This window comes from Serratia sp. CY76391 (genome assembly GCF_052166695.1).
GTDB lineage: Bacteria > Pseudomonadota > Gammaproteobacteria > Enterobacterales > Enterobacteriaceae > Serratia > Serratia nematodiphila.
Genome location: NZ_JBJNOJ010000003.1, coordinates 83,692 through 100,559, shown reverse-complemented (window position 1 = coordinate 100,559; position 16,868 = coordinate 83,692). Strand labels below are relative to the sequence as shown.

The window sequence follows — 16,868 nt, the reverse complement described above, 5'->3', positions numbered from 1 at the left end:
TTTTTAGCCCTCGGAAATCTCATCATCGGGTCGGAACCCCATATTCCAGCGAACATCACCCGGTTTTGTCAGCAGCGAGTTATCGCTGCGTTCAGCTTCCAGCAGGTTCTTTTTGGAGTTTTCTCTTGCTGTGGCGAAGTCAAACGGATTGTCATACCACGCGTCCACGATCATTTTGGTGTATTCAAGATCATTAACCCGGCAGCCGAGTCCAATCACCTGCGCATTGTTGCTCAGCCGCGCGCGTTTCGCAGAATAAGGATTCGTTACGGCAACCGCGCGAATACCCCAGTGTTTATTCACCTGGCACGTAAACCCGATACCGGTGCCGCAGATATAAATGCCCATGCGGCATTCGTCACGCTGGATCACCCCCGCCATTTCGTCTGCCAGACGGGCAAAATTATTCACGCCGTCCTCCTTACGTTTGACGGGATCGTACACAATCTCCGCACCTTTCTCTTCTACAAGGTATTTTTTGATCTCCTCCTTGCGTTCAAACCCCACATCATCGCTTGCGATTGCAATTTTAGTTTTCATCTCAACCCACCTCATTAGTAACTTAAGCCAAGCATAGAGTTGGCAAATATTGGTTATCAACTGAGATCAAAATCACAAAACAAATAAACAATTGATATATAAAGGATTAAAAACCAACAAAAACAAATAAAAACTAATAAATAACAATATAGGTCAAATTTTAAACAAAAATTGACGTTACCATCATGGCAAGTCGACGCATGAGGAAATTACTAAAAATATGAATCAAATCAACAAATTAAATAAATTCAAGTTGAAGGGAAAGTTAGACGTTTCATTGAAAATGCACGACCTCGCATTCACCTGGGGTTTGCTTTTGTTTGCATCATTTGTGCTATGCTGTCCCCCAAACCACCCGCTAAACCGTTCAGGAGGAAGGATGTACCTGGTTGATGAAAGGAGAAAACTGATACTCGAAGAGATTATTTCGGCAGGTACCGTGTATGTCAGCGACCTTGCGAAAAAGTATGAGGTTACTTATGAGACGATACGCAAAGATCTGACTTACCTTGAACAAAAGGGGTTGTTGGTTAAAAGCCATGGCGGCGCAACCCTAAAACAAGGCGCCATCGAACATCCCTTCCAGGTCAGGGAAAAAGAGAACAGTTCCTTCAAGCAAGCCATTGCCAGGAAAGCCCTGGAATTCATCCCGCCAAACAGTTCCATGATAATCGGTACCGGCAGTTCCAACTTTGAGCTGGCCAATCTGTTGTGTCTGAAATCCGGCTTCAAAATCTTTACAGACTCTCTCCCCGTGGCAAGTGTTCTCATCGAATCTGATAATCAGGTCTTTCTTTTCGGTGGAGAACTAAGGAAAAAAAGCTCATCAGTGTTCGGCGGCTGGGCGGTCTCGATGATCAACGATATCAACGTTGACCTGTGTTTTATCGGTACGGATGGTTTCAGCAAGATGGGGGGACCTTCGACACCGTCGTCCTCTGATGCCTTTTTAGACAGAACCATCATCGCCCGATCCGAGAAAAAATACATCTTGGGTGACTACACAAAGTTTCAGCGCAGCAGCCTGTTCAAAATTTGCGATTGGTCAGAAATTACCGCCCTCATAACCAATGAGGTGGCGGATAAAGAAAGCATCGCGGAAGTATCAAGGTTCACGACTGTCATCACGTGTTGAACCGCTTATCACCGACGGTGTGGGTGTGGTTCTACACCGTCCGGCCTTTGTACACGCCTGGAAAGTGCTCATAAGAGCTCTATGGCGTTATTCAGTGAGTTCACCCCGCAAAAGCCAAAAATCAATAAATACCCATATAATTCAATTTATTGAGTCAAATCTCGCATATTCACACTCCAGCCAAATGCTCATTTGAGCAAAAATAAAAATGCACCAATGTGATTTATTGTGATCGACTTATAAATTTTGAAACCTCCTTAGATCCCTACAAAAACGATGTGCTATAAATGCTCATATGATAAACAAACAACTCATATGAGCATTCCATGTATCGTGAGGGGAGGATAAAGTGAGTGCGATTACCGTCAATGTTGCGGATGCCGCCGCGTTCAAGAATTACGATGAGGTGCTGCAGCATATCCATGCAACACAGACTGCTGCGGGCATAGTTAAAGAGACTTATCTAAGTGCCCTTCGTGAGCGTGAAGCGGATTACCCTACCGGTATCCAGTTGGATGGATATTCTGTCGCCATCCCACATTGCGACAGCCAGCACGCAATTAAGCCGGCTATTTATATTCTCCGTCTCGCGGAAGCTATTGAGGTTAATGCAGCTGATGGTGATGGGAAGTTATGGGTCAACTTGGTGATTAATTTAGTTGTGACTGACCCGGCCGATCAGTTGCAGTTGCTAAAAGCATTATTTAACCATCTTCAGATGGCTGATTTTTATCATCAAATGCTTGAGCTTCCTGCTGAGGAAGCAAAAGCAATGTTCGTTAACACAATAATTAAATAACAAACACCAGGAGCATTATTATGATTACTATCCTCGTAGCCTGCGGAAGCGGCGTAGCAACATCTACGTTAGCAGCTGATGAAGTTAAATCAGTTTGTGCGGAATACAACATTGCTAACGTTAAAATCAATAAATGCAGCATGTCAGAATTAGCTTCTGAGATGCAAAGCGCTGATATCGTTTTAACCACCAATAACTATAAAGGTGATATTGGGAAGCCCCATATGAGCGTTTCCGGCTTTATCACTGGTATCAATGAAGCAGCCCTGCGAAGAAAATTAGGCGAATTATTAATCGAGACAGCAAAAAAATAAATCCGCGTAAACCGGGGGATGGTAAAATGGAAACATTAAAAAGCATCATGTTTACAATCACAAGCATGGGCGCTACGGCAATATTACCGCTGGTTATTTTCCTTTTAGGTTTGGTTTTCCGTATGAAAATCGGTGCAGCCATTAAGTCGGGCATCACCGTCGGTATTGGCTTTATCGGCCTGGGCCTGGTTGTCGGCCTACTGAATACCGCCCTTCACCCGGCAATTGAATATTACTCCAAAATCGGCAGCGGTTTCACCGTTGCTGATATTGGATGGCCTGCGGTAGGCGCTGCGGCATGGGTAGCCCCGTTTGCGGCGATGGTCATTCCGATTGGTATTGTCCTGAATCTGATCCTGGTCCGCCTAAAGCTGACCAAAACCTTGAACGTCGATATCTGGAACTATATGCACTTCCTGGTACCGGGTGCACTGGCTTACTTCGTCTTCGATAGTTTCTTTCTGGGGCTGGGAGTGGCAGTTGTCCTCAGCGTGGTTGCGCTGTTTATCGGCGACCTGATTGCGCCAAGATGGCAAAAATACTATGGCCTCGAAGGAACAACCTGCACCACGATGATTCATATCGGCTGGACATTACCATTTGCCTGGCTTGTAAACAAAATTATCGATTTCATTCCAGGTTTGAACAAACTTGATGTGGACTTAGAGAGCGTTCAGAAACGGCTGGGTGTTTTTGGCGAACCGGCAATCATTGGCGTCATTGTCGGTGCCCTCCTGGGTCTTTTAACCAAGCAACCGATCACGACCATTGTGCCAATGGCAATGGGCATTGCCGGCGTCATGGTACTGCTGCCGAAAGTCGTTGGCGTTCTGATGGAAGGGCTTAACCCGATTGGTAAAAGTGCCAAAGAAATCATGCAGAAACAGATGGGTAAGGATGCGGAACTGAATATTGGGATGGACTGCGCCCTGGCTCTCGGCGATCCGGCAACGGTGACCGTTACCGTCATTACCATCCCTCTGACCATGCTTTGCGCGTTGGTTTTACCGGGCATCCAGATCTTTCCAATCGGCGTGCTGATGTCAATCATCTATATGACGACCATGACGGTTATGGTCAGCAACGGCAACGTTATTCGCTCAATTATCTCTACCCTACTGTTCTGTGTGGTGGTCATGTATTTGGGGGGCTATGTGGCGCCAGGTGCAACGCAATTCCTGAACGGTGCGGGCGTTGGCCTGCAGGGACAAGGAACAGATTTTGTTTTAACGGGTCCATGGGAAATCTTAACTTACTGGCTGAGTACAGTAACTCACTAATTAGCAGAGCAGGAGGCTAATTAAAATGGCAACGATTCTACCTTCTATTTTTGGCGCAGATATACTCCGCTTGCAGGAGGAGATTAAGTTTCTGGAAGCAGAGAACACAGAAATACTGCATGTGGATTTAATGGATGGCACCTATGTCAGCAATATTGCATTCGGGCCCAACCAAATCGCAGCGATGAAAAAAGCCAGTTCAATGATCTTTGATGTCCATATGATGCTGGCAAATCCGGAAAGACATATTGATGAAGTAATAAAAACTGGCGCAGAAATGATTTCGGTTCATTATGAATCAACGCCTCATGTGCACTATATTATTCAAAAAATCAAACAGGCTGGGCGCAAGGCCGGTGTGGTACTCAACCCGGGGACACCGGAAGGCGTGATTGAATATCTGCTGGATGACATTGATTACATTTTAATCATGACTATTAACCCCGGCCAACCAGGCCAGAAGTTTATTGAAAAGAGCCTGGAAAAAATAAAAAACACTAAGGAAATGATTGCAGGCCGTGCCATTCAAATTGAAGTCGATGGCGGTGTTAATGCTGAAGTTGCCAGAAAGGTAAAGGAAGTTGGCGCTGATTTAATTGTTGTCGGCGGCGCTCTGTTTAATGGTTCCCCGCAAGAAAACTATCAGGCACTAAGAATGGCGATCCAGTAATAGCTGAAAAACACCCCAGAGAAGTCACAGGTTATTATTTCCATCAATTAAACCACCAGTTACCAAAAAGGGGGCTCATCCCCCTTTGTCATGAGACTTAAGGAGTAAACTGAAATGAGCAATTTTGAAGGAAAGGTCGCGTTAGTCACGGGTGGGGCTCACGGGATTGGCAAAGGTATTGCAAAACAATTCGCTGAGCGCGGAGCACACACGGTTATCGTTGATTATAACGAAGAGAACGGCAAAAAAACGGCAGAGGAACTGACCTTTGGTGGCGTGAAGTCTTTATTTGTTAAGACTGATGTATCCGACCCTAAGGCGCTGGAAAACGTTCGTGACAAAGTATTTGAGGCCTTTGGCCGCATCGATATATTGGTCTTAAATGCCGGTGTGGCATTTGCCAATAAAGTCAACGACATCTCTTTTGAAGAGTGGAATAAAACCATTGCCATTAACCTTACCGGTTTATTCAACACCGTTAAGGCGTTCTATGCCGATTTCACCAAGAACCATGGCTCCATCGTATATATCTCTTCCGGATCTGCACTTTCCGGCACGGGGGGCGGTGTGAGCTATCCGGCCAGTAAAGCCGGCGGAGAAGGCCTGATTCGCGGTCTGGCTAAAGAACTGGGTCCCAAAGGCGTCAACGTTAATGCTATTGCTCCGCGCCTGATTGATACCGGAGAAATGATGCGTGTCAATTACCCCACACAGGCGGATCTTGATGCCGTTCTGGAGAAGATTCCAGTGCGCCGGCTCGGCACGATCGACGACGTGGCAAACCTGGCCATCTTTTTGGCTGACAAGGAGAACTCCTACATTCAGGGACAAACCATTCTGATGGATGGCGGGCGTACTATCGCTTAAGCGGGAGAGCATGATATGAGCGTTCAAAAAAACACATACGATATTTTGAGTGAGCTGCAAAAAAACGCCCGCAACATCGACGATGCGCAGGCAGAACAGTTTATTAATCAGATAAGGAAAGCCAATCACATCTTCCTGCAGGGTGCGGGGAGAAGTGGAATCGCAATCCGCGCTTTCGCCAATCGTCTGCTGCATCTTGGATTTTCAGTGAGCATCGTGGGTGAAATTTCATCGCCTCATACGCAGCCCGGCGATCTTGTCATTATTGGTTCCGGCAGCGGTGAAACAGGTAGCCTGGTAAGCCTGGCGCAAAAGGCCATCGCCTGCGGGGTTGACGTGGCGCTTGTCACGATGAAAGCCGAGTCTACCATCGGCAAACTGGCCAAAAGTATCCTTGTGCTGCCTGGTACCGTGAAAGAAGATAATGCACGAGAAGACGGGGCTTTTTCCCAACCTATGGGATCAGCTTTTGAACAGCTGTGCTTTATTACTTATGACGCTATCGTGCTTGAGCTGATGGCTCAACTCAGCGAAACCAGCGACACGATGTTTAAGAGACACGCGAACCTTGAGTAAACGCGAAGAAACGCTCCGAAAGGAGCGTTTTCTTACAATGCCAGACAACAAGGCCGGCCCCTCACCCCACCGTACCATCTCACCGGCAAGGTCCCTGCAATCTCCATCATAGATAACGCCAACGCTCGCCCCCCACCAGCGAAACCCACTCTTTTATCTAAGAAGATTCCTAACCCAGCTGACGGATATTCCTTCCTGACGCCAATACGCGGGTTAACCCGCCGATTTACAGCAATAATCCTGTAAAAACAATCGATAAGCGAATTGTTCGCGCTCGGCAAGTTGCGTCTATCCTTTCGCTATGGGTGCCTGCTGCCCATCGTTCGCTGCGGCTCGCGGCATGCGCGTTTCTGGCTGTTCGGGTTTCGGTTTATTCCATCGCGCGCTTCCATTCATCATGTTGAATTTCACAGCAATCTCTCAGCAACAAGGAGTGTTTATATGGCTTACGTCATTACCGACCGAGAAAAACTGCAAGCGATTTGGGAGGCCGCCAAAGCCGGCGACTGGCCGGCCGTGTATGCCGCATCCGTCGATGCGCTCACCGATCCCAACCATGCCAACCAACCCATTGAGGGCGTGGATATCGCGGTGTATACCTGGATCAAAGGCGCCTATGGCGTGAACTCGAATCAGGGGGCGTTTGCCCATTACATTCGCGACCAAACCAAGTTGCAGTATGAGCTGCGCACCGGGCATGTGCCCGATGACTGGGAGGCGCGCATTCAGAATGCCTCCGACAACATCGCCAAAAACTTCGCCAAAACGCTGTTTGGCGTCGATCTGAGCAGCGATCCTAACGCGCCGCTGCCGGATGCCCCGCCCACCAGCGCCAAAGTGCCGGATATTCACGAGGTTGGCCTGATCGACGCCGGTGCGGCGGCGTCCGAAGTGTTCACCGACGCCTCCTCGACCGGTGCTCCCAACTATTCCCCCTGGGCCGGCACCACGCTGTTCTCTTATTTAGGCGACACCTCGTTCTTTACCGAATGGGTGGCGACCAACGACACCTCGGCCTTTAAGGTGGAAGGCGGGACTTACGATCTGATTGCCGCGGCGCAGGTCTCCATGCAGATGAAAAACCTCAGTTACGTGGTTGAAACGCTGCTGGCGGGCGAAGTGCCCACCTATTTGACCACCCTCGGCATTGGCCACGAGACCATCCGCCTGGCCGCCGAGGCGGCGCGTGATTTCTACACTGAGTCCTACGGCAGCAGCGTGACCGGCGGCGGCAGCATTATCCCCGGCAAGCTGGATATCGGCTCGGCGATTTTCAACGACATTGCCGACGTGCTGTCCACGCCGAATCTGTACCGCGTCGGTACGCTGCATGACGACGATTTCACGCTGGCGTTCGGCAATATCGCCGTTAACACCGGCAGCGGCGACGACACCATCAGCGTGCCGCGCCGCTGGCAAAACAACGCCGGCAACTACGGCTGGACGGTGATCGACGGCGGCAGCGGCCACGATACGGTCGATTATTCCAGCCTGTCGCACGGGGTAAACCTGAAGTTTGACGCCCAGGGCAGCTACGGCGGACGCGGGGTGATCGAGAAAAACGGCATCGGGCTGTATGGCTTTAAGGACGGGCTGTACAACATCGAAGCGGTGAAACTGACCGACTTTAAGGATAACGTCACCTTTAACGATCGGGTGCTAACGCCGGCCAACGGCCTGGAGGTCAACCTGGGCAAAGGCTCCAGCGAGATTCGCTTCGAGCACGGCTATACCACCGCGCCGGGTGGAAGTGCGCCGCAGGATTATCTCGGCGTAAACCTGAGCATGCTGTCCAACGATGTGCCCTTCCCCAACAGCCTGCTGAACATTCCCGTGAAGCAGACCCACAATATCTACATCGACGACAGCTTCGAGCTGGGCTTTTTACAGGCCTCCTCCCTGTCTATCGATAGCCACCTGCTGGCCTTCGGCGCCGAAGGATCAAACAGCAGCTTCTCACTGAATTACAACGCGCAAACCCATACGCAGGATCTGTCGATATTCATGCAGGGCGAAAGCGCGCTCAATCAGCACGTCGTCAATATCTACAATTGGGATCAAGGATACTTTGGCATCAATCTGGAGCAGCCGGCCATTCAGCTTGTCGGTTTGCAAACCATTGCCCCGCAAGAGCTGGCGGCCGCCTAAGCGAAGCCCGCCGGGTTTACCGGCGGGCTGTTTTTACCTGCGGCGCGGCGGCTCACTCCCTGTCACGCTCCGCAATCCGCGCCATCAACGCCCCCAGCAAGGCCAGATCGACCAGCAGCGCCAGCGCGAAACAGACTCCCTTTATCCCCGGCGCGGCATAGGTTTGCACCAGCGAAGCGGCAACCACTACGGCCACGAGAGTCACCACCGTCGTCAGCCTGCACGCCACGGCGAAGGCTCCTTTCTCCCCCACTGCCGTGCGGTAGGCGACGCCCTGGCCCAGGCCGCCGAGGGCGAGGCCCGGCAGCAGGGCCGGCCAGCCGTGGCCGCCGAACAGCATCAGCAGCATCAATAGCCATCCCGCCGCCGCCAGTAAAAAGCCGTGGCGGAGAATAGCCAGCGCAGGCCGGTTCCGCAGCGTCCGCCAGCGGGCCAGCGCGGCGCCGCCGAGAAACGCCAGCGCCAATGCCGTCAGCAGCATCAGGGCCGCGCCGATGCCCAGCAGATTTTCGGTCTTCAGCAGCAAGGCGCCCGCCGCGACCGGCACGCTGAGCGCCAGGGCGCTCGCCGCCGTTCCCGTGTGTTCCATGGCGCCCAGGGCGCCGTTGTTGATATAGAGGCTCATCGTTCACTCCGACATGATGGAAATGATGAAATAAATTCATTTCCCTGTTCACATGTCAGTAGCCTATCTCTTGTATAATCGGTCAGACAAACTCATAGTTTTCAGCCTTGGATGAGAATAATTCAGCCATGAGAAAAACCCGTTTGCCGCCGCTGGGCGCGCTGCGCGCTTTCCACGCCGTGGCCGTCTGCCGCAGCTTCAAACTGGCTGCCGAGGAGCTGGGCGTCAGCGCAACGGCGATCAGCCATCAGATCAAGCTGCTGGAGTCGGTGCTGGCATGCCGGGTGTGCGAGCGCAGCGCGCAGGGCGTCAGCCTGACCGAAACCGGCGAGATCCTGTATGCCGGCACCCAGCGCGCCTTCGCCGCGCTGGAGCAGTCCGTCGCCCAAATCACCCGCGCCCGGCAGCCGCCGGCGCTGACCGTCACCACCACCTCCAACTTTCTCACCCACTGGCTGGTGCCGCGCCTGGCGGATTTCAAGGCGGAGTTTCCCGCCATCGATCTGCGCCTGCACACCAGCGTCGAGCGGGTGGATCTCAGCCAGCGCACCGTGGACGTCGCCATCCGCTACCGCGAAACGCCGGAAAGCGATCTGCACTGTACGCTGCTGCATGAGGATCGCTTTATCGTGGTGGCCAGCCCGGCGCTGGCGCTGGAGTGCATCGAAGATTTGCAGCGGGTGACGCTGTTTCACGTGGAGCATCGGCAGGTGCCCGCCGACTCGCCGACCTGGGAGAACTGGCGGCGGCGCTACGGGCCGGAAGGATTGAACGTGGAAGCCGGGCTGACCTTCAGTGACGAAACCCATGCGCTGCAGGCGGCGGTGGCGGGCCAGGGGGTGGTGATCGCCAGCCGGCTGCTGGCGCGCGATTTGTTGCAGCGCGGCGTGCTGGCCGCGCCGTTCGAGATGGCGTTGCCCGGCGCCAACTACTATCTGATGACCACCGAGGAGACCGCACAGCGTCCCGATATCATGGCGCTGCGCGCGTGGCTGCTGCGGCAAATGGCGGCGGGCTAACGGCTCTCGGGGGCGATTTCGCCCAGGCGGATCGCCACGCTGATAGCCTGCGCGGTGGTGGCGGCACCGAGACGCTGGCGAATGCGGCGCAGGTGGTTTTCCACCGTGCGTTCAGACAGGCCGAGCATCGCGGCGATATCCGCCTGCCGCCGGCCAATGGCGGTCCAGCTCAGCACCTCGCGCTCGCGCGCCGACAACCGGCCTTCTTCTTCGCCGGCTGCCGGTTCGAACAGCCGCCGCGCCGCCAGAAAAGCCGCCGCGCCCACCAGCGACAGCGCCAACCGCACCGGCGGCGAGGCGTCGATGCGCTCGCCTCCCAGGCTGACGGCGCCCTCCAGGCCGGCGGGGCCGAACACCGGGATCTGCACGCCGTGCAGGCCCGCGCCGCGCGGCGTGCGCACAATCCGGTAGCGCTCTCCCTGCTGCGCCCGGGTTTTGGTCCAGAAGAACGGTTCGGCGGCCCGCAGCATGTGCCGGGTCACCGGGCAGTGCCGCACGTAGGTCAGCGCATCGACCGCCTCCCCCTCGCCGAACCAGTCGCCCTCGACCCAGTAGATATGCTCGATCCCCGCCTCCGCCGCGGCGGAAGCGGAATACAGCACAAAGCGATCGAAACCGAACGGCGCGGCGAAGGCGCGAATCCGCCCCTGAATGGCGGACAGGGTTCGCTCGTGGTCCATCGCCAACGCCGTCTGGAAAGCGCGCTGTGCGATCTCGTCGCTCATCGCGCGGCGACGTCGGCCAGCAGCGTTTCTGCCGCCAGTTTGCCGAGGTTGTTGGAAGCCAGCGGGCTGTCGCCGGTCAGCAGGCGCCGATCTTTATGCACCTTGCCGGTGATGTCGGCATTGACGATCTTAACGCCCAGCTCGCGCAGGCGTTCGCCCACCAGCCAGGGCATCGGGCCGGGGATATAGCCGATATCGATATTGGCGCCGGTATCGAGCGAGTCCGGGAACACGCACATCTCATAGCCGCGATAGAGGAAATCGTCTTTGCCCTCGCCGATGCCCGCCGCCAGCAAACCGGCCGGCCCGTGACACAGCGAGATCACGTAGCGATCGTGGTCATGCGCCCAGTGCAGCGTCTTTTTCACCTCTTCGCTGAACGGGATATCGTTGAGCACGCCGTGGCCGCCGGGAATGAAAACGCCGAGGTAGTTGCCGCCATCCAGATCCTTCACCACTTCCGTCAGCTTTTTCGGCTGCTTGAGTTGGCTGCGGTACTTCTCGTAGGTGGCCTTGACCGCTTCATCTTCATGCGGGAACGCCCACATCTCCAGCTTCACCGGATCGCCGGACGGCGTAGCGACGTCGATCTCGAAACCGGCCAGATCCAGGTGATACATCGGCAGCAGCATCTCGACCGGGTGATTGCCGGTGGAGAAGAACTTGCCGTTTTGCATCAGCAGGTAGCGCTCCTGCGAGGCGATCATCAGCACCTTCCACTTGCCGCCGCGATAGGCGTTCGGGTAGCTGGCGCCCGTGAAGTCGGTTTTGGACGAGGTGTACTGGCTGAGGGAGTAAGGGGATGGGAAGAACGCGTTGTCTTCCGCCACATCCGGGGTGGGATTACGATCGTTGGACACTGAATCAGTCATGATTATCTCCATATTCATCGTTGCATTGCCCATTCAGCTTAAATAACCGCCGGCAGGGCCGCAATGAGGGATATCCCTCAAGCAGCGCCCAGGCGGCGGAGCGTCCCCCTGGGCGCTGTTCTTAGCTATTCACGAACGCCAGCAGATCGGCGTTGACCTGATCGGCGTGGGTGGTCGGGATGCCGTGCGGCGCGCCCTTGTAGGTATGCAGCGTGCCGTTTTGCACCAGTTTGGCCGACAGCACGCCGGCATCCTGATAAGGCACTACCTGATCGTCGTCGCCGTGGATCACCAGCACCGGAATGGCAATCTTCTTGAGATCTTCGGTGAAATCGGTCTGCGAGAAGGCGACGATGCCGTCATAGTGCGCCTTGGCGCCGCCCATCATGCCCTGCCGCCACCAGTTCCAGATAATGGCCTCCGACGGTTTGGCGCCCGGACGGTTATAGCCGTAGAACGGGCCGGCGGGCACGTCGTAATAGAATTGCGCCCGGTTGGCGGCCAGCTGCGCCTGGAAATCATCGAACACCGATTTTGGGGTACCCTGCGGGTTACTGTCCGTTTTCACCATCAGCGGCGGCACCGCGCTGATCAGCACCGCTTTGGACACCTTGTCCTCGCCGTGGCGCACGATATAGCGCACCACCTCGCCGCCGCCGGTCGAGTGGCCCACGTGCATGGCACCCTGTACGCCGAGGTGATTTACCACCGCGGCGACATCATCGGCGTAGTGATCCATGTCGTGCCCTTCCCACACCTGGCTGGAGCGGCCGTGGCCGCGGCGATCGTGCGCAACCACGCGGAACCCTTTGTTCACGAAGAACAGCATCTGGGCATCCCAGTCATCGCTGGACAGCGGCCAGCCGTGGTGGAAGTAGATAACCTTGCCGTTTTTGGGGCCCCAATCCTTGTAGAAAATCTCGACGCCATCGCTGGTCGTTACATAACCCATGTCGTTTCTCCCATTTACACTATGGTTAAAAAAGAAGGTTTATACTGCGCACGGCGCCGGGATCTCTGGCTCCCTCATCCCGGTTGGCCGACGATCTTGCGTTGATCGTTTAACGAGTATAGGTTTAAAGTTCACTTTAAGGTCAAACACAATTCGGCAAACCGCATTCCCGCTTTCACTCGGCATCAGGAGAATTCAAGTGCAGGGAGATGACATCCTCATGACGATGGAGCCGCGGCTTGCCGCCCAGCGCCACGCCTTCCTGCGCGACGGCGCGCCGACGATGCAACAGCGCAAGGCCGCCCTGCACCGCTTGCGGAGCGCCATTCTGGCCCAGCGCGCCGCGCTGGCGGCGGCCGTCAGCGCGGACTTCGGCCACCGTTCGCCTTACGAAACCGACATTCTGGAGATTCTGGTCACCGTTCAGGCGATCGATTACCTGCTGCGCAACCTGAAACGCTTCATGAAGCCGGAGCGCCGCCACGTCGCCCTGCCGTATCAGGCCGCACGCGCCTATGTGCAATATCAGCCCAAGGGGGTGATTGGCATCATGGCGCCGTGGAACTATCCCTTCTCGTTGACCTTCATCCCGCTGGCCACCGCCCTGGCCGCCGGCAACCGCGTGATGCTGAAACCTTCGGAGCTCACGCCGCATACCAGCCGCCTGATCGAAACGATGCTGGCGGCGCTGTTTCCCGCCGATGAGGTCGCCGTCGTGACCGGCGGGCCGGAGATCGGGGCCAGATTCAGCGAGCTGGCGTTCGACCACCTGGTGTTCACCGGCAGTACAGCGATCGGCCGTCAGGTCATGCAGGCGGCCGCTAAAAATCTGGTGCCGCTGACGCTCGAGTTGGGCGGCAAAAGCCCTGCCGTCGTGGCGCCCGGCGCGCTCACCGCCAGAGACGTCAAGAGCGTGGCGTTCGGCAAGCTGTCGAACGCGGGCCAAACCTGTATCGCGCCAGATTACCTGCTGGTTCATCAGGACGATCTGGCAAGCTTCATGGCGCTCTATGACGCGGCAGTTAAAAGCTTTTATCCCGACGGGCCAACCGACGACGACTACGGCGCCATCATCAGCGACAGGCACTATCGCCGTTTGCAAGACCTGCTGGCCGATGCCCAGGCGCGGGGCGCGCAAATCATTCCGGTCGGCCATCGCCCGGACTCGGCGTCTGAACGGCCGAAAACCCTGGCCCCCACGCTGGTCGTCGGCGCCCCCGACGACAGCCGGATCATGCAAGAAGAGATCTTCGGGCCGCTGCTGCCGGTGCGCACCTACGCCGCCTTTGATGAAACGATCGACGTTATCAACGCCGGGCCGCGCCCGCTGGCGCTGTATTACTTTGGCCCGGCAGGCGCGCAGCAGGATCGGCTGCTGACGCACACCACCTCAGGCAACGTCAGCGTCAACGCCACCCTGCTGCATTTCGCCCAGGACGATCTGCCGTTCGGCGGCATCGGCCCCAGCGGCATGGGGGCCTGTCACGGCATCGAGGGATTTCGGGCGCTGAGCCACGCCAAGGGCGTTTTCATCCAGAGCCGCTGGCACTTTACCGGCCTGCTGCGCGCGCCGTTCGGCAAACTGGCGGACGGGGTGCTCACGTTCATGTTGCGGCGCCGATAAAGCGGTGTGCTGACAATCAATAGCACAACCATGAATCGCCGCAAGCTATCACAATATTCACTCATTCCTATTTTATCTCTCCGCCGCCGCTGACTAAGCTTAGCCATGAGTTACCCTTTGTCCGTTGGCGACGGGGGTGACGTAAATCGATTGAGTTCAGTTATTTAGCGCAACACCCGACGCAAGCCTTACCCGCATGCCTTGTTAACCGCTCCACGCCCGGCGGCTGGAGCATCTTTACGGAAGCAGAGAGCGCATTATGACAACTGAAAGCAAATGCCCGTTTTCGGGCGGCAAGCAGCCCGCACCGCAGAACGGCCCCACCAATCAGGATTGGTGGCCTAATCAGCTCAGCCTGAAACCGCTGCATCAGCACTCCCCCCTGTCCGATCCGATGGATAAAGACTTCAACTACGCCGATGCCTTCAACAGCCTCGATCTGGCGGCGCTCAAACAGGATCTGCACGCCCTGATGACCGATTCGCAGGAATGGTGGCCGGCGGACTTCGGCCACTACGGCGGCCTGTTCATCCGCATGGCCTGGCACAGCGCCGGCACCTACCGCATCGGCGACGGCCGCGGCGGCGCGGGCGAAGGCCAGCAGCGCTTCGCCCCGCTCAACAGCTGGCCGGACAACGTCAGTCTCGACAAGGCGCGCCGCCTGCTGTGGCCAATCAAGCAGAAATACGGCCGCAACCTCTCCTGGGCCGATCTGATTATCCTGACCGGCAACGTGGCGCTGGAATCGATGGGCTTCAAAACCTTCGGCTACGCCGGCGGCCGCGCCGACACCTGGGAGCCGGACGACGTCTACTGGGGGTCTGAGAAGATCTGGCTGGAACTGAGCGGCGGGCCGAACAGCCGCTACTCGGGCGACCGCGATCTGGAAAACCCGCTGGCGGCGGTGCAGATGGGCCTGATCTACGTCAACCCGGAAGGCCCGGACGGCAACCCTGATCCGGTGGCCGCCGCGCGCGACATCCGTGAAACCTTCGCCCGCATGGCGATGAACGACGAAGAAACCGTGGCGCTGATCGCCGGCGGCCACACCTTCGGCAAGACCCACGGCGCCGGCCCGGCGTCTCACGTCGGCGCCGATCCGGAAGCGGCCGGACTGGAGTCGCAGGGCCTCGGCTGGCACAGCACCTTCGGCACCGGCGTCGGCAAAGACGCCATCACCAGCGGCCTGGAAGTGACCTGGACCACCACCCCGACCCGGTGGAACCACGACTTCTTCCGCCACCTGTTCGAATACGAATGGGAGCTGAGCCAAAGCCCGGCCGGCGCGCACCAGTGGGTGGCGAAAGACATCGGCGAAACCATCCCCGACGCCTTCGATCCCAACAAAAAACGCCGCCCAACCATGCTGACCACCGACCTGTCGCTGCGCTTCGATCCGGCCTACGAGAAGATTTCGCGCCGCTTCTATGAGCACCCGGAAGAGCTGGCCGACGCCTTCGCCCGCGCCTGGTTCAAGCTGACCCACCGCGACATGGGGCCGCGCGCGCGCTACCTCGGCCCGGAAGTGCCGCAGGAAGAGCTGATTTGGCAGGATCCGATCCCGGCGGTCGATCATCCGCTGATCGACGAGCAGGACATCGCCGCGCTGAAAAGCAAGGTGCTGGCTTCCGGCCTGTCGGTGTCGGCGCTGGTCTCCACCGCCTGGGCTTCTGCTTCCAGCTTCCGCGGCTCAGACAAGCGCGGCGGCGCCAACGGCGCGCGCATTCGCCTGGCGCCGCAGAAGGACTGGGCGGTCAACCAACCTGCGCAGCTCGCCTCGACGTTGGCCAAGCTGGAGAGCATCCAACGCGCCTTCAACGACGCTCAGACCGGCGGCAAGCGCGTCTCGCTGGCGGATCTGATCGTGCTGGCCGGCGCGGCGGGCGTGGAACAGGCGGCGAAGAACGCCGGTTTCGCCCTGACGGTGCCGTTCGCCCCGGGCCGCATGGACGCCTCGCAGGAACAGACCGACGTGGACTCCTTCGAGGCGATGGAGCCGCTCGCCGACGGTTTCCGCAACTTCCTGAAGGGCAAATACCGCGTGCCGGCCGAAACGCTGCTGGTCGACAAGGCGCAGCTGTTGACCCTGACCGCGCCGGAAATGACGGTGCTGGTCGGCGGGCTGCGCGTGCTCGGCGCCAACGTCGGCGGCACGCAGCACGGCGTGTTCACCCAGCGGCCGCAGGCGCTGACCAACGACTTCTTCGTCAACCTGCTCGACATGGGCACCACCTGGCACCCGGTGGGTGAGGATGGCCTGTTCGAAGGCCGCGATCGCCGCAGCGGCGCGGTCAAATGGACAGGCACCCGCGTCGATCTGGTGTTCGGTTCGCACGCGCAGCTGCGCGCGCTGGCCGAAGTCTACGGCAGCGCCGACGGGCAAGAGAAGTTCGCCCATGACTTCGTCGCCGCCTGGAACAAAGTGATGAACCTCGATCGCTTCGATCTGGCGTAAACTCCCCGCAACGGTCTGCTTCGGCAGGCCGTTTTTCCTCCCGAGATCCACACCGCCGCCCCTCAACGCCGGCCACGGCGTGCGCCGTTATACTTTATTTCCCCGCTTATTCGTATTTACTCAACAAGTCATATAAAAATTTGATGGGCGGCAATTCTTTTAATGCTGTATTTATATTTAGAGGGCAATGAAGAACGTAAATTCAGCGCGCTAATACGATATATCCCATCAAGGAGAACACCGTTATGGATTATCCTCAATTCACTT

16 protein-coding genes are annotated in these 16,868 nt (G+C 56.7%); 11 read left to right on the top strand and 5 right to left on the bottom strand.

From position 1 onward, the window contains the following. Positions 1 to 3: 3 nt before the first annotated feature. The gene (locus tag ACJ8PN_RS08345) at positions 4 to 540 is read right to left on the bottom strand and encodes an RpiB/LacA/LacB family sugar-phosphate isomerase (RefSeq protein WP_074053722.1); all 537 of its coding nucleotides are present in this window, start codon (positions 538 to 540) and stop codon (positions 4 to 6) included. Positions 541 to 919: 379 nt separating this feature from the next. Here ACJ8PN_RS08345 and ACJ8PN_RS08340 point away from each other — a divergent pair, with 379 nt between their 5' ends. The 8 genes from ACJ8PN_RS08340 (at position 920) to ACJ8PN_RS08305 (ending at position 8,329) form a co-directional block, all read left to right on the top strand. Next, positions 920 to 1,675, top strand: coding sequence for a DeoR/GlpR family DNA-binding transcription regulator (locus tag ACJ8PN_RS08340; protein WP_089181092.1), 756 nt, complete (start codon positions 920 to 922; stop codon positions 1,673 to 1,675). Positions 1,676 to 2,024: 349 nt separating this feature from the next. After that, the gene (gene gatA / locus ACJ8PN_RS08335) at positions 2,025 to 2,474 is read left to right on the top strand and encodes a PTS galactitol transporter subunit IIA (RefSeq protein ID WP_154871081.1); all 450 of its coding nucleotides are present in this window, start codon (positions 2,025 to 2,027) and stop codon (positions 2,472 to 2,474) included. Positions 2,475 to 2,494: 20 nt separating this feature from the next. Next, positions 2,495 to 2,788, top strand: coding sequence for a PTS sugar transporter subunit IIB (locus ACJ8PN_RS08330; RefSeq protein ID WP_074053719.1), 294 nt, complete (start codon positions 2,495 to 2,497; stop codon positions 2,786 to 2,788). Positions 2,789 to 2,814: 26 nt separating this feature from the next. After that, positions 2,815 to 4,068, top strand: coding sequence for a PTS transporter subunit IIC (locus tag ACJ8PN_RS08325; protein WP_154871079.1), 1,254 nt, complete (start codon positions 2,815 to 2,817; stop codon positions 4,066 to 4,068). Positions 4,069 to 4,093: 25 nt separating this feature from the next. Further along, on the top strand, positions 4,094 to 4,738 hold the full coding sequence (gene rpe, locus ACJ8PN_RS08320) for a ribulose-phosphate 3-epimerase (RefSeq protein WP_154871078.1): 645 nt from the start codon (positions 4,094 to 4,096) through the stop codon (positions 4,736 to 4,738). A gap of 114 nt (positions 4,739 to 4,852) precedes the next feature. Then, a complete protein-coding gene (locus ACJ8PN_RS08315) occupies positions 4,853 to 5,605 on the top strand; it encodes an SDR family NAD(P)-dependent oxidoreductase (protein ID WP_197753336.1) in 753 nt (250 codons plus the stop codon). A 15-nt stretch (positions 5,606 to 5,620) separates the two neighbouring features. Beyond that, positions 5,621 to 6,181, top strand: a complete 561-nt coding sequence (gene hxlB / locus ACJ8PN_RS08310; protein WP_171454368.1) for a 6-phospho-3-hexuloisomerase — start codon at positions 5,621 to 5,623, stop codon at positions 6,179 to 6,181. A 441-nt stretch (positions 6,182 to 6,622) separates the two neighbouring features. Next, the gene (locus ACJ8PN_RS08305) at positions 6,623 to 8,329 is read left to right on the top strand and encodes a hemolysin (RefSeq protein ID WP_442534811.1); all 1,707 of its coding nucleotides are present in this window, start codon (positions 6,623 to 6,625) and stop codon (positions 8,327 to 8,329) included. A gap of 52 nt (positions 8,330 to 8,381) precedes the next feature. Here the strand turns inward: ACJ8PN_RS08305 and ACJ8PN_RS08300 are convergent, their stop codons facing one another. After that, the gene (locus ACJ8PN_RS08300; RefSeq protein ID WP_442534810.1) at positions 8,382 to 8,918 is read right to left on the bottom strand and encodes a hypothetical protein; all 537 of its coding nucleotides are present in this window, start codon (positions 8,916 to 8,918) and stop codon (positions 8,382 to 8,384) included. A 164-nt stretch (positions 8,919 to 9,082) separates the two neighbouring features. Between ACJ8PN_RS08300 and ACJ8PN_RS08295 the strand changes: the two genes are divergently transcribed. Beyond that, positions 9,083 to 9,973 carry a LysR substrate-binding domain-containing protein gene (locus ACJ8PN_RS08295; RefSeq protein ID WP_082996611.1) on the top strand — a complete coding sequence of 297 codons (891 nt, stop codon included), beginning with the start codon at positions 9,083 to 9,085 and terminating at the stop codon, positions 9,971 to 9,973. On the opposite strand, the gene ACJ8PN_RS08290 is transcribed toward ACJ8PN_RS08295, so the two are convergent. The 3 genes from ACJ8PN_RS08290 to ACJ8PN_RS08280 all read right to left on the bottom strand — a co-directional run bounded on the left by ACJ8PN_RS08290 (position 9,970) and on the right by ACJ8PN_RS08280 (position 12,522). Further along, entirely contained in the window at positions 9,970 to 10,698 is a 729-nt protein-coding gene (locus ACJ8PN_RS08290) for a PA1136 family autoinducer-binding transcriptional regulator (RefSeq protein WP_442534809.1), read from the bottom strand. The genes ACJ8PN_RS08295 and ACJ8PN_RS08290 overlap by 4 nt on opposite strands. After that, the gene (hchA, locus tag ACJ8PN_RS08285; RefSeq protein WP_171454373.1) at positions 10,695 to 11,570 is read right to left on the bottom strand and encodes a glyoxalase III HchA; all 876 of its coding nucleotides are present in this window, start codon (positions 11,568 to 11,570) and stop codon (positions 10,695 to 10,697) included. Before hchA ends, ACJ8PN_RS08290 begins: the two co-directional genes overlap by 4 nt. A 121-nt stretch (positions 11,571 to 11,691) precedes the next feature. After that, positions 11,692 to 12,522, bottom strand: a complete 831-nt coding sequence (locus ACJ8PN_RS08280; protein WP_442534808.1) for an alpha/beta fold hydrolase — start codon at positions 12,520 to 12,522, stop codon at positions 11,692 to 11,694. A 220-nt stretch (positions 12,523 to 12,742) separates the two neighbouring features. Here ACJ8PN_RS08280 and ACJ8PN_RS08275 point away from each other — a divergent pair, with 220 nt between their 5' ends. After that, a complete protein-coding gene (locus tag ACJ8PN_RS08275) occupies positions 12,743 to 14,146 on the top strand; it encodes a coniferyl aldehyde dehydrogenase (RefSeq protein ID WP_442534807.1) in 1,404 nt (467 codons plus the stop codon). 259 nt (positions 14,147 to 14,405) lie between these two features. After that, positions 14,406 to 16,601, top strand: coding sequence for a catalase/peroxidase HPI (gene katG, locus ACJ8PN_RS08270; RefSeq protein WP_442534806.1), 2,196 nt, complete (start codon positions 14,406 to 14,408; stop codon positions 16,599 to 16,601). The last annotated feature ends 267 nt before the right edge of the window (positions 16,602 to 16,868 follow it).

Bases quoted from the DNA above. Each gene is read 5' to 3' on its own strand.
- ACJ8PN_RS08345 (WP_074053722.1), bottom strand. From the start codon at position 540: ATGAAAACTAAAATTGCAATCGCAAGCGATGATGTGGGGTTTGAACGC.
- ACJ8PN_RS08340 (WP_089181092.1), top strand. From the start codon at position 920: ATGTACCTGGTTGATGAAAGGAGAAAACTGATACTCGAAGAGATTATT.
- ACJ8PN_RS08330 (WP_074053719.1), top strand. From the start codon at position 2,495: ATGATTACTATCCTCGTAGCCTGCGGAAGCGGCGTAGCAACATCTACG.
- ACJ8PN_RS08325 (WP_154871079.1), top strand. From the start codon at position 2,815: ATGGAAACATTAAAAAGCATCATGTTTACAATCACAAGCATGGGCGCT.
- rpe (WP_154871078.1), top strand. From the start codon at position 4,094: ATGGCAACGATTCTACCTTCTATTTTTGGCGCAGATATACTCCGCTTG.
- ACJ8PN_RS08315 (WP_197753336.1), top strand. From the start codon at position 4,853: ATGAGCAATTTTGAAGGAAAGGTCGCGTTAGTCACGGGTGGGGCTCAC.
- hxlB (WP_171454368.1), top strand. From the start codon at position 5,621: ATGAGCGTTCAAAAAAACACATACGATATTTTGAGTGAGCTGCAAAAA.
- ACJ8PN_RS08305 (WP_442534811.1), top strand. From the start codon at position 6,623: ATGGCTTACGTCATTACCGACCGAGAAAAACTGCAAGCGATTTGGGAG.
- ACJ8PN_RS08300 (WP_442534810.1), bottom strand. From the start codon at position 8,918: ATGGAACACACGGGAACGGCGGCGAGCGCCCTGGCGCTCAGCGTGCCG.
- ACJ8PN_RS08295 (WP_082996611.1), top strand. From the start codon at position 9,083: ATGAGAAAAACCCGTTTGCCGCCGCTGGGCGCGCTGCGCGCTTTCCAC.
- ACJ8PN_RS08290 (WP_442534809.1), bottom strand. From the start codon at position 10,698: ATGAGCGACGAGATCGCACAGCGCGCTTTCCAGACGGCGTTGGCGATG.
- hchA (WP_171454373.1), bottom strand. From the start codon at position 11,570: ATGACTGATTCAGTGTCCAACGATCGTAATCCCACCCCGGATGTGGCG.
- ACJ8PN_RS08280 (WP_442534808.1), bottom strand. From the start codon at position 12,522: ATGGGTTATGTAACGACCAGCGATGGCGTCGAGATTTTCTACAAGGAT.
- ACJ8PN_RS08275 (WP_442534807.1), top strand. From the start codon at position 12,743: ATGACGATGGAGCCGCGGCTTGCCGCCCAGCGCCACGCCTTCCTGCGC.
- katG (WP_442534806.1), top strand. From the start codon at position 14,406: ATGACAACTGAAAGCAAATGCCCGTTTTCGGGCGGCAAGCAGCCCGCA.